The organism is Streptomyces sp. NPDC059003, from assembly GCF_042740445.1.
In the GTDB taxonomy this organism is placed as follows: domain Bacteria; phylum Actinomycetota; class Actinomycetes; order Streptomycetales; family Streptomycetaceae; genus Streptomyces.
The window spans coordinates 21,615-33,519 of the sequence record NZ_JBHYJH010000107.1 but is presented as its reverse complement, the minus strand read 5'-3'; the positions used below and the strand labels follow the sequence as shown (position 1 = coordinate 33,519).

At 71.5% G+C, this 11,905-nt stretch carries 8 protein-coding genes; all 8 read left to right on the top strand.

What is annotated here, in order from left to right; translation table 11 throughout:
* Positions 1–218: 218 nt before the first annotated feature.
* On the top strand, positions 219–1,400 hold the full coding sequence (locus tag ACFWZ5_RS30310; RefSeq protein WP_384805952.1) for an ROK family protein: 1,182 nt from the start codon (positions 219–221) through the stop codon (positions 1,398–1,400).
* Positions 1,401–1,502: 102 nt separating this feature from the next.
* The gene (locus tag ACFWZ5_RS30305) at positions 1,503–3,110 is read left to right on the top strand and encodes a sugar ABC transporter ATP-binding protein (protein ID WP_384805954.1); all 1,608 of its coding nucleotides are present in this window, start codon (positions 1,503–1,505) and stop codon (positions 3,108–3,110) included.
* Positions 3,107–4,126, top strand: coding sequence for an ABC transporter permease (locus tag ACFWZ5_RS30300; RefSeq protein WP_384805956.1), 1,020 nt, complete (start codon positions 3,107–3,109; stop codon positions 4,124–4,126). The genes ACFWZ5_RS30305 and ACFWZ5_RS30300 overlap by 4 nt, the downstream gene beginning before the upstream one ends.
* Before the next feature lie 13 nt (positions 4,127–4,139).
* Positions 4,140–5,183 (top strand): substrate-binding domain-containing protein, encoded by a 1,044-nt coding sequence (locus tag ACFWZ5_RS30295; protein WP_384805957.1) that lies wholly within the window; start codon positions 4,140–4,142, stop codon positions 5,181–5,183.
* A 152-nt stretch (positions 5,184–5,335) separates the two neighbouring features.
* On the top strand, positions 5,336–6,556 hold the full coding sequence (locus tag ACFWZ5_RS30290; RefSeq protein ID WP_384891589.1) for a Gfo/Idh/MocA family protein: 1,221 nt from the start codon (positions 5,336–5,338) through the stop codon (positions 6,554–6,556).
* A 98-nt stretch (positions 6,557–6,654) separates the two neighbouring features.
* Entirely contained in the window at positions 6,655–7,653 is a 999-nt protein-coding gene (locus ACFWZ5_RS30285; protein ID WP_384797806.1) for a sugar phosphate isomerase/epimerase family protein, read from the top strand.
* A 329-nt stretch (positions 7,654–7,982) separates the two neighbouring features.
* Positions 7,983–10,475: a PQQ-dependent sugar dehydrogenase gene (locus tag ACFWZ5_RS30280; protein WP_384797808.1), complete on the top strand. Its 2,493-nt coding sequence runs from the start codon at positions 7,983–7,985 to the stop codon at positions 10,473–10,475.
* Between the two features lie 15 nt (positions 10,476–10,490).
* Entirely contained in the window at positions 10,491–11,879 is a 1,389-nt protein-coding gene (locus ACFWZ5_RS30275) for a ThuA domain-containing protein (protein WP_384797811.1), read from the top strand.
* Positions 11,880–11,905: the final 26 nt, after the last annotated feature.

Genomic DNA, 11,905 nt, shown 5'->3' with positions numbered 1-11,905 from the left:
GTGCCAGGGGCGGCAGCCCCTGGTTTCGGTGAAGGGGCGGGCCTGGGGCGCCCCCCGCGAGGGCCCACCCACCCCCCTTTGTCCCGTCACAGGAGAAAGTCGTACCCAATTCGCGCGCAAGTTCTTCCCACCCCCGGCACGCACTGCTACGTTCCCCTCGAAAGCCCAACACGCAAGAGGGACAAGGCCGATGAGGCGGGGAGGGGCGCGTGAGACGGATGACGGCTCGACCCGCCAACACGCATCAGGCCCGCCTGCTGCGCCTCCTCCGTGACGGCGGCCCCAACTCCCGCGCCCAGCTGGGCGACCAGGTCGACCTCTCCCGGTCCAAGCTGGCCGTGGAGGTGGACCGCCTCCTGGAGACCGGACTCGTGGTCGCCGACGGCCTCGCCGCATCCCGCGGCGGCCGCCGCTCCCACAACATCCGCCTCGCCCCCAACCTCCGCTTCCTCGGCGTCGACATCGGCGCCACCTCGGTCGACGTCGCCGTCACCAACGCCGAGCTGGAGGTGCTCGGGCACATCAACCAGCCCATGGACGTGCGCGAGGGCCCGGTCGCGGTCTTCGAGCAAGTCCTTTCCATGGCCGCGAAGTTGCGGGACTCGGGCCTCGCGGAGGGATTCGACGGCGCCGGCATCGGCGTACCGGGCCCCGTCCGCTTCCCCGAGGGCGTCCCCGTCGCGCCGCCGATCATGCCCGGCTGGGACGGCTTCCCCGTACGGGAGGCGCTCAGCCAGGAGCTCGGCTGCCCGGTCATGGTCGACAACGACGTGAACCTGATGGCGATGGGCGAGCAGCACGCCGGCGTCGCCCGGTCCGTCGGTGACTTCCTCTGCGTCAAGATCGGCACCGGCATCGGCTGCGGCATCGTCGTCGGCGGCGAGGTCCACCGCGGCACGACGGGCAGCGCGGGCGACATCGGCCACATCCAGGTCGAGCCCGACGGCCGCCCCTGCGCCTGCGGCAACAGGGGCTGCCTGGAGGCCTACTTCAGCGGCGCGGCACTCGCCCGCGACGCGGAGGAGGCCGCCCGCCAGGGCGGCTCGCCGGAGCTCGGCGCGCGCTTCGAGGCATCCGGCACCCTCACCGCCGTCGACGTCGCCGCCGCGGCGGCCGCCGGTGACGCCACCGCGCTCGACCTGATCCGGACGGGCGGCAACCGCACCGGCCAGGTCATCGCGGGCCTCGTCAGCTTCTTCAACCCCGGCCTCGTGGTGATCGGCGGCGGCGTCACGGGCCTCGGCCACACGCTGCTCGCCGCGATCCGCACCCAGGTCTACCGCCAGTCGCTGCCGCTCGCGACCGGCAACCTCCCCATCGTCCTCGGCGAGCTCGGCCCCACCGCCGGAGTCATCGGCGGCGCCCGGCTCATCAGCGACCACCTGTTCTCACCCGCGTAACACGAGCACCTCTCGCCACGTCTCCGTTTCCTCCGCACCCGTACAGCGCCCTGCTCTGCCCTGCCCTGACACCGGCCCGCACGTCCGCCGAGGGGAACCACCATGGCACCAGAACCACCGCTGCTCAGCATGTCCGGCATCACCAAGTCCTTCCCCGGTGTCCGGGCGCTCGACGGCGTCGACCTGCACGTGACCGCCGGTGAAGTGCACTGCCTGCTCGGCCAGAACGGCGCGGGCAAGTCCACGCTCATCAAGGTCCTCGCGGGCGCCCACCAGCCCGACGGCGGCACCATCGTCTGGCGGGGCGAGCAGATCGCGCTGCGCTCGCCGATCGCCGCGATGCGCCGCGGCATCGCCACCATCTACCAGGAGCTCGACCTGGTGGAGGGCCTGTCCGTGGCCGAGAACGTCTACCTCGGGCACGAGCCGACCACGGCCGGATTCGTGGTCAGGGGGCGCGCCGCACGCGAGTCGACTGCCGCTCTGCTCAAGCGACTCGGCCATCCAGAGATCGATCCGGGGCGGCTCGTCGGCGCGCTGTCCGCCGCGCAGCAGCAGATCGTGTCGATGGCCCGCGCGCTCTCCCACGACGTACGCCTCATCGTCATGGACGAGCCGTCCGCCGCCCTCGACCCGGACGAGGTCGACAATCTCTTCCGCATCGTCGGCGACCTCACGGCGGACGGCGTCGCCGTCGTCTACATCTCCCACCGCCTCGAGGAGATCCGCCGCATCGGCGACCGCGTCACCGTCCTCAAGGACGGCCGCGCCGTCGCGGTCGGCCTGCCCGCCAAGGACACCCCGACGCGCGAGGTCATCGCCCTGATGACGGGGCGCGACGTCGAGTACGTCTTCCCGCGGCGCACCCCGGCCCAGCAGCGGACCCCGGCCCAGCGGGGCACCCCGGCTCAAGGCGACGCCGCCCCCGCGGAGCCCGTGCTCACCGTCCACGGCCTCGCCCGCGACGGCGAGTTCGCGCCGCTCGACCTGGACCTGCGGCCCGGCGAGATCGTCGGCCTCGCGGGGCTCGTCGGCTCCGGCCGGTCCGAGATCCTGGAGACCATCTACGGCGCCCGCAAGCCGACCGCGGGCCACGTCCGCGTCGACGGCCGGGCCCTTCGCCCCGGCAGCGTCCGCGCCGCCGTCCGCGCCGGGCTCGGCCTCGCCCCCGAGGAGCGCAAGGCGCAGGCGCTCCTGATGCTGGAGTCCGTCACCCGCAACGTGTCCGTGTCCTCCATGTCCCGCTATTCGTACGCCGGTTGGCTCGACCGTACGAAGGAGCGCGAGGCCGCGCGGGCCGTGACCCGGGAGCTGTCGCTCCGGCCCGACAACCCGTCCGTCCCCGTGCGCACCCTCTCCGGCGGCAACCAGCAGAAGGCCGTGCTCGCCCGCTGGCTCCTGCGCGGCTGCCGCGTGCTGCTCCTGGACGAGCCGACGCGCGGCGTCGACGTCGGCGCCCGCGCCGAGCTGTACGCCGTCGTCCGGCGGCTCGCCGACGAAGGCCTCGCCGTCCTCCTCGTATCCAGCGAAGTGCCCGAGGTCCTCGGCCTCGCCGACCGCGTCCTGGTGCTCCGCGAGGGCCGCGTCGTGCACGAGGCGCCCGCGCGCGAGCTCGACGAACACCGCGTCCTCGACCTCGTCCTGGCGTCCGGCACCGCGGCCGGCGCACCGGAAGACACCGTCACCACGGAAGGGAGCCCGGCGTCATGACGCAGCCCGCATCGCCCGCCCGGCCCGTCACCGAGAAGCGCCCGCCGACGGACCGCGCGCCGAGCCCCCTGCGGGCCCTGGCCGCCCGCGTCGACCTACGGACCCTGTCGCTGCTCGGCGTCCTCGCCGCCCTCGTCGTGATCGGCGGCGTCACCCAGCCCGACGCGTTCCTCGACACCGACAACGTCCAGCTGATCCTCACCCAGGCGTCCGTCATCGGCGTCGTCACCGTCGGCATGACCTTCGTGATCATCTCCGGCGGCATCGACCTGTCCGTCGGCGCGATCGTGGCGCTCGCGTCGGTGTGGGCGACCACCGTCGCCACACAGGAGTACGGCTTCGCGGGCATCCTCTTCACGGCCGTCGTCGTGGGCCTGGGGTGCGGGCTCGTCAACGGCCTGCTCATCGCGTACGGCGGCATGGTGCCGTTCATCGCGACGCTCGCCATGCTCGCGTCGGGCCGCGGGCTCGCCCTGGAGATCACCGACGGCAAGACCCAGATGGTCACGGTCGACGGCGTCCTGAAGCTGGGGGAGCGGGACTCCTACGTCCTCGGCATTCCGCCGCTGGTGATGGTCTTCGCCGCCGTGACGGTCGTGGGCTGGCTGCTGCTCAACCGCACCACGTTCGGCCGCCGTTCGGTCGCGGTCGGCGGCAACGCGGAGGCCGCGCGCCTGGCCGGGATCGACGTACGCAGGCAGCGGCTCTACCTCTACCTGCTTTCGGGCCTGTGCTGCGGGATCGCGGCGTTCCTGCTGATCGTGCTCGCCGGGTCCGGCCAGAACACCAACGGCAATCTGTACGAGCTCGACGCCATCGCCGCCGCGATCATCGGCGGCACCCTGCTCAGCGGCGGGCGCGGCACCATCACCGGCTCCGTGCTCGGCGTCCTGATCTTCACCACGATCACCAACATCTTCGCGCTCAACAACCTGGAGACCGCCGTCCAGCAGATCGCCAAGGGGGCGATCATCGTCGCCGCCGTCCTGGTGCAGCGCCGAACGGCCACCACGTGAAGGGGTCACCGCCATGCCACACACCACGAGCCGCAGAGGGCTGCTCTTCGGGGCGGCCGCCGTGTCCGCGGGTGCCGTCCTGACCGGCTGCACCAGCAACGAGTCCAAGGACGACGACGCGGCTTCGGAGAACAACCAGGCCGTCGCCGACGACAAGCCCGGCAAGGAGGTCACCATCGGCTTCGCCGGGCCGCAGGCCGACCACGGCTGGCTCAACGCGATCAACGACAACGCCAAGTCGCGGGCGAAGAAGTACCAGGACGTCACCCTGGAGGCCACCGAGGGCTCCAACGACACCGCCGCCCAGATCGGCCAGGTCGAGACCCTCATCAACAAGAAGGTCGACGTCCTCGTCATCCTGCCCGCCGACGGCAAGGCCCTCACGCAGGTCGGCCTCAAGGCGATGAAGGCCGGCATCCCCGTGGTCAACCTCGACCGGATCTTCGCGTCCGCGCAGGCGTACCGCTGCTGGATCGGCGGCGACAACTACGGCATGGGCCTCAACGCCGGGCACTACATCGGCGAGAAGCTCAAGGGCAAGGACGACGCACGCGTCGTGGAGCTCGCCGGGCTCGACAACCTGGAGCTCACCAAGCAGCGCACGAAGGGCTTCGACGACGCGCTCAAGAACTACCCGAACATCAAGAAGGTCGCCCGGCAGGCCGCCGAGTTCACCGTCGAGTCCGGCCAGGCGAAGATGTCGCAGCTGCTCCAGGCGCAGAAGAACATCGACGCCCTGTGGAACCACGACGACGACCAGGGCGTGGGCGCCCTGCGCGCCATCAAGCAGGCCGGCCGCGACGACTTCCTGATGGTCGGCGGCGCGGGCGCGCTCTCCGCGTTCCAGGAGATCAAGGCCGACCGGGGCGTCCTCAAGGCCACCGTCCTGTACCCGCCGACGATGGCCGCGTCCGCGATCGACCTGGCGCGCGCCCTCGGCCAGGGCAAGGGCATCGGCGGCATGGCCGAGTTCGAGATCCCCGCGTCCCTGACGCTCTACTCGGCCGTCGTCGACAAGGACAACGTCGACCAGTACATGTCCACGGGCTTCAAGTGACCCGCGGGCTTCAAGTGACGAGGAAGTGATGAGGAGCGAGGCCGTCCCGGGAGCACGCGTCGCAGCGGACGTCGCAGCGCGGGCCGCGGCGGAGGCCGGAGCACGCGTCGCAGCGGACGTTGAAGCAGACGTCGATCAGGAGGAGTTACCGCATGAGTGAGACGGAGCGCGACGCCGGGAAGCGTCGGCTGGGTGTGGGCATGGTCGGGTACGCGTTCATGGGCGCCGCCCACTCCCAGGGGTGGCGGACCGTGCCACGGGTCTTCGACGTCCCCCTCACCCCGGTGCTCGCGGCGGTCTGCGGCCGCGACGGCTCGGGGGTGCGGGCCGCCGCCGACCGGCTCGGCTGGGCGGCCGCCGAGACCGACTGGCGCGCGCTCGTCGCCCGGGACGACGTCGACCTCGTCGACATCTGCACGCCCGGCGACAGCCATGCGGAGATCGCCGTAGCCGCGCTCGACGCGGGCAAGCACGTGCTGTGCGAGAAGCCCCTCGCCAACACCGTCGAGGAGGCCGAGGCGATGCTGGCCGCCGCCGAACGGGCCCGCGAGCGCGGCCAGGTGGCGATGGTCGGCTTCAACTACCGCCGCGTACCCGCGCTCACGCTCGCCCGCGACATCGTCGCCGAAGGCCGGCTCGGGACCCTGCGCCACGTACGCCTCAGCTACCTCCAGGACTGGCTCGTCGACCCCGGCTTCCCGCTCACCTGGCGGCTGCGCAAGGACCGGGCGGGCTCGGGGGCGCTCGGCGACCTCGGCGCGCACATCGTGGACCTCGCACAGTTCCTGACGGGCGAGGCCATCGCGGGCGTGTCCGCCCTGACCGAGACCTTCGTACGGGAGCGGCCCCTCCTGGAGGGGGTGTCCAGCGGTCTGTCCAGCGACCTGTCCAGCGGTCCCACCGCGGCGGGCGATGTCGGAACCGGCCAGGTCACCGTCGACGACGCGGCGGTCTTCACGGCGCGCTTCCCGTCCGGTGCGCTCGCCACCTTCGAGGCGACGCGGTTCGCGGCGGGCCGCAAGAACGCGCTGCGCCTCGAACTCAACGGATCGGACGGGTCGTTGTCCTTCGACCTGGAACGCCTCAACGAACTCTCCTTCCACGACCACACCGAACCCGCCGCCTCCGCCGGCTTCCGCCGCATCCTCGTCACCGAGCCGGGCCATCCCTACCTGGAGGCCTGGTGGCCGCCCGGCCACGCGCTCGGCTACGAGCACACCTTCGTGCACCAGGCCCGCGACCTGCTGCACGCCATCGCCACGGGCACCGCGCCCGAGCCGTCGTTCGCGGACGGGCTCGCGGTGCAGCGGGTCCTTGCCGCGGTGGAGGAGAGCGCGGAGAAGAACGCGGTGTACACGCCGGTGGCGACCTGAGCGCGCCGCGCCGCGCGTAAGCGTCCCGTTCACTTGGTGCGCACCCGCCCCTGTTGCGCACCCGCCACTCACTCGCCACTCACTGAGGAGGCCCGTACATGTCCCGCTCGTTCACGCTCTTCACCGGCCAGTGGGCGGACCTGCCCCTGGAGGAGGTCTGCTCCCTCGCCCGCGACTTCGGCTACGACGGCCTCGAACTCGCCTGCTGGGGCGACCACTTCGAGGTCGACAAGGCGCTCGCCGACCCGGGTTACGTCGACGGGCGGCACGCGCTGCTCGACAAGTACGGGCTCAAGTGCTGGGCCGTCTCCAACCACCTGGTCGGCCAGGCCGTCTGCGACGCGATCATCGACGAGCGGCACCGGGCGATCCTGCCGGAGCGCATCTGGGGCGACGGCGACGCGGAGGGCGTACGGCGCAGGGCCGCCGCGGAGATGGCGGACACGGCGCGCGCCGCGGCGGCCTTCGGCGTGGACACGGTGGTCGGCTTCACGGGATCGGCGATCTGGCACCTGGTGGCGATGTTCCCGCCCGCTCCGGAGGCGATGATCGAGCGCGGCTACGAGGACTTCGCGGAGCGGTGGAACCCGATCCTGGACGTCTTCGACGAGCAGGGCGTGCGGTTCGCGCACGAGGTCCACCCGAGCGAGATCGCGTACGACTACTGGACCACGCACAAGGCCCTGGCCGCCGTCGACCACCGTCCCGCCTTCGGCCTGAACTTCGATCCGTCCCACTTCGTCTGGCAGGACCTCGATCCGGTGGGCTTCCTGTACGACTTCCGGGACCGGATCTACCACGTCGACTGCAAGGAGGCCCGCCGTCGGCTCGACGGCCGCAACGGGCGCCTGGGCTCCCATCTGCCGTGGGGCGACCCGCGGCGCGGCTGGGACTTCGTGTCGGCGGGGCACGGGGACGTGCCCTGGGAGGACGTGTTCCGGATGCTGCGGTCCATCCGGTACGAGGGGCCCATCTCGGTGGAGTGGGAGGACGCGGGCATGGACCGCCTCCAGGGCGCCCCCGAGGCACTCGCCCGCCTCAAGGCGTACGACTTCCCCCCGCCGACGGCATCATTCGACGCGGCGTTCGCGAACTAGCCCTGCCGGGAGGCGGCTAGATCTTGCCGCCAGATCCAGCCCGTCCGGCGTTTGAGGACGAGCGCGCAGCGCGATGAACCGGGGGCCCAGGGGGCGGAGCCCCATGGTTTCGGGAAAGGGGCGGGTCTGGGGCGCACCCGCGAGGGACCCACCCACCCGCACTTTGTCCTCCCCCAAGAAGAAGCCCAACTCAATGACCGCACAAGGGCTTTCCGTCCCGGACAAACATGGCTACCGTCCCTGATGTGTACAGGACATAACCCTCCCGGGGTGACGGCGCACCCCGGGCGCCACGCACCGCACCCCACGGCCCCCAACCGGAGGACCCCGTGCACAGAACCCGCCCAGGCACCCGCCCAGGCACCCGCAGAGGCACCCGCAGAGGCACCCGCAGAGGCCTCGCCCTGCTGACAGCCCCCCTCCTCACCGCCGCCACCCTCACGGTCGCCGTCCCCCCGACCACCGCTCAAGCGGCGCCGCAACCGAGGGCCGAGGACTTCCAGCAGGTCACCCTCGCCAAGGGCGAGCCGGAAATGGGCGAGCCCATGACGCTCGCCGTGCTCCCCGACCGCTCGGTCCTGCACACGTCCCGCGACGGCACCGTCCGCCGCACGGACGCCACCGGCGAGACGAAGGTCGCCGGCAGGATCCCGGTGTACACGCACGACGAGGAAGGCCTGCAAGGCATCGGCATCGACCCGGGCTTCGCCAAGAACAGGGCCGTCTACCTCTACTACGCCCCGCCCCTGAACACCCCCGCGGGCGACGCCCCGAACGACGGCACCGCCGCGGACTTCAAGAAGTTCGACGGCGTGAACCGCCTGTCCCGCTTCGTGCTCAAGGCCGACGGCACGCTGGACAAGGCCAGCGAGAAGAAGGTCCTCGACGTGCCCGCGAACCGGGGCATCTGCTGTCACGTCGGCGGTGACATCGACTTCGACAAGCAGGGCAACCTGTACCTGTCGACGGGCGACGACTCCAACCCCTTCGCCTCCGACGGCTACACGCCCATCGACGAGCGCGCCACCCGCAACCCGGCCTACGACGCCCAGCGCACCTCGGCCAACACCGACGACCTGCGCGGCAAGATCCTGCGCATCAAGGTCAGGCAGGACGGCACGTACGCCATACCCAAGGGCAACCTCTTCGCGCCCGGCACCGCGAAGACCCGCCCCGAGATCTACGCGATGGGCTTCCGCAACCCCTTCCGGATGAGCGTCGACAGGCCCACCGGCATCGTGTACGTCGGCGACTACGGCCCCGACGCGGGCAAGGCCGACCCCAAGCGCGGCCCGGCCGGACAGGTCGAGTTCGCCCGCGTCACCAAGCCCGGCAACTACGGCTGGCCGTACTGCACCGGCAAGAACGACGCGTACATCGACTACGACTTCGCCACCGGCGCCTCCGGCTCCGCCTTCAGCTGCGCGGCGCCGAGGAATGAGTCCCCGCGCAACACCGGACTGAAGGCCCTGCCCGCCGCGCAGCCCGCGTGGATTCCCTACGACGGCGGCTCGGTCCCGGAGTTCGGCACCGGCTCGGAGTCGCCGATGGGCGGCCCCGTCTACCGGTACGACGCGGGGTTGAACTCGCCGGTGAAGTTCCCCAAGGCCTACGACGGGAACTACTTCGCGGGCGAGTTCGGGCGGCGCTGGATCAAGCGCATCGACCAGGGCGCGGACGGCACCGTGAAGTCCATCAACGCCTTCCCGTGGAAGGGCACCCAGGTGATGGACATGGCGTTCGGCCCGGACGGCGCTCTGTACGTCCTCGACTACGGCACCGGTTACTTCAACGGCGACCAGAACTCCGCCCTGTACCGCATCGAGAACGCCACCGGCGGCCACTCGCCCGTCGTCGACGCGAGCGCGACCGTGACCAGCGGCCAGGCACCCCTGAAAACCCAGTTCACCGCCAAGGCCACGGACGCCGACGGTGACGCGCTGACGTACGCGTGGGACTTCGGGGACGGCGCGAAGTCCACCGAGCAGAACCCCGCGCACACGTACGAGAAGAACGGCACGTACACCGCGACCGTCACCGCCAAGGACCCCTCCGGCCGCACCGGCAGCGCCAGCGCACACGTCACCGTCGGCAACACCGCACCGACCGTGAAGCTCGAACTCCCCGGGAACGGGCAGCTGTTCACCTTCGGCGACAAGGTGCCGTTCAAGGTCACCGTGACCGACCCCGAGGACGGCGCCGCCGGGCCCGTCGACTGCGCCAAGGTCAAGGTCACCCACATCCTCGGCCACGACAGCCACGGCCACCCCGTCACCTCCGCCAACGGCTGCGCGGGCACCCTGCAGACGTCCGCGGACGGCGAGCACGACCCGAACGCCAACATCTTCGGGGTCTTCGACGCCGAGTACACCGACAAGGGCGCGAACGGCCAGCCCCCGCTGACCACCCACGACCAGAGCGTCACCCAGACCAGGCACCGCCAGGGCGAGCACTACGGCGACTCCAAAGGCGTGTCGATCATCAGCCACACCCCGGCGCACGGCGGCAAGACGGTCGGCGACATCCACAACGGCGACTGGGTCTCCTTCAAGCCGTACCTCCTGAACAACGCCACGAAGCTGACGGCACGCGTCGCGTCGGCCGGGTCCGGCGGCACCCTGGAGGTACGGGCCGGTGCCGCGGACGGCACGCTCCTGGGCAGCGCCAAGGTCGATCCGACCGGCGGCTGGGAGACGTTCACGGACGTCAGCACCGCCCTCACGGGTGCGCCCGCCGGGACCACGACGCTCTTCCTGGTCTTCAAGGGCACGGGCACGGGCGCGCTGTTCGACGTCGACGACTTCACCTTCACCACGAGCTGAGAGAGGGGTACCGCGATGCGCGCACGCGCACGGCTCGTCGTCGCCACGGCAGCCGCCACCCTGCTGATCGGCTGCGCGTCGGGACCGGCGTCCTCCGAGCCGGGCCCCGACCGCCCCGTCCACGGCAAGGACGGCGAACGGGTCCTCGTCTTCTCCAAGACCGCCGGGTTCCGCCACGACTCGATCCCCGACGGCATCGCGGCCGTCAAGGACCTGGGCGCCGCCCACGGCTTCACGGTCGACGCCACGGAGAACGCCGCGGCCTTCACCCGCAAGAACCTCGCCCGCTACGACGCCGTCATCTGGCTCTCCACCACCGGCGACGTCCTGAACACCACCCAGCAGGGCGCCTTCGAGGACTACATCCACGCGGGCGGCGGCTACGTCGGCGTGCACGCCGCCGCCGACACCGAGTACGACTGGCCCTTCTACGGCGGCCTCGCGGGCGCCTACTTCCAGTCCCACCCGGCGATCCAGCCCGCGAAGATCAAGGTCGAGGACCACGCCCACCCGGCCACCGCCCACCTGGGCGCGAGCTGGGACCGCACCGACGAGTGGTACAACTACCGCTCCAACCCGCGCGACCGGGCCCGCGTCCTGGCCTCCCTCGACGAGTCGTCGTACAGCGGCGGCACGATGAGCGGCGACCATCCCATCGCCTGGTGCCAGACCTACCAGGGCGGCCGCGCCTTCTACACCGGCGGCGGCCACACCAAGCAGTCCTACGCCGACCCCGCCTTCCGCCGGCACCTCCTCGGCGGCATCCGCTACGCCATCGGCGCCGCCCGGGCCGACTGCCGCCCCGAGCGGGGCTACCGCCCCCTCTTCGACGGCACCGCGGCGTCCCTGGCGAAGTGGAAACAGGCAGGACCCGGCTCCTTCGCCCTGAAGGACGACGGCACGATCACCACCGTCGGCGGCATGGGCCTGCTCTGGTACGCCGACCGCTCCTTCGGCTCGTACTCCCTCAAGCTCGACTGGAAGATGACCGGGAGCGACAAGGACGACAACTCCGGGATCTTCGTGGGCTTCCCGCCCTCCGACGACCCCTGGTCGGCCGTCAACAACGGCTACGAGATCCAGATCGACGCCACCGACGTCCCCGAGAAGACGACCGGCGCGGTCTACGGATTCAAGTCCGCCGACCTCGCGGCGCGCGACAAGGCCCTCAACCCGCCGGGGGAGTGGAACACCTACGAAATCCGCGTCGAGGGCGAACGCCTGCGGATCCACCTCAACGGCACCCTGATCAACGACTACACCAACACCGACCCCGCCCGGAGCCTGCGCGACGGCCACATCGGCATCCAGAACCACGGATCCGACGACCAGGTCACCTTCCGCGACATCCGGATCAAGGACCTGCCCGCTGCCGGGCGCCCGTCCCCGGACGGCGCCCCCTGAGCGACGGTGGGCGGAGGACGCCGGAC

Excerpts from the sequence above, each read along its gene's own strand:
- ACFWZ5_RS30310 (WP_384805952.1), top strand. The coding sequence starts at position 219 with ATGACGGCTCGACCCGCCAACACGCATCAGGCCCGCCTGCTGCGCCTC.
- ACFWZ5_RS30285 (WP_384797806.1), top strand. The coding sequence starts at position 6,655 with ATGTCCCGCTCGTTCACGCTCTTCACCGGCCAGTGGGCGGACCTGCCC.
- ACFWZ5_RS30295 (WP_384805957.1), top strand. The coding sequence starts at position 4,140 with ATGCCACACACCACGAGCCGCAGAGGGCTGCTCTTCGGGGCGGCCGCC.
- ACFWZ5_RS30305 (WP_384805954.1), top strand. The coding sequence starts at position 1,503 with ATGGCACCAGAACCACCGCTGCTCAGCATGTCCGGCATCACCAAGTCC.
- ACFWZ5_RS30290 (WP_384891589.1), top strand. The coding sequence starts at position 5,336 with ATGAGTGAGACGGAGCGCGACGCCGGGAAGCGTCGGCTGGGTGTGGGC.
- ACFWZ5_RS30275 (WP_384797811.1), top strand. The coding sequence starts at position 10,491 with ATGCGCGCACGCGCACGGCTCGTCGTCGCCACGGCAGCCGCCACCCTG.
- ACFWZ5_RS30300 (WP_384805956.1), top strand. The coding sequence starts at position 3,107 with ATGACGCAGCCCGCATCGCCCGCCCGGCCCGTCACCGAGAAGCGCCCG.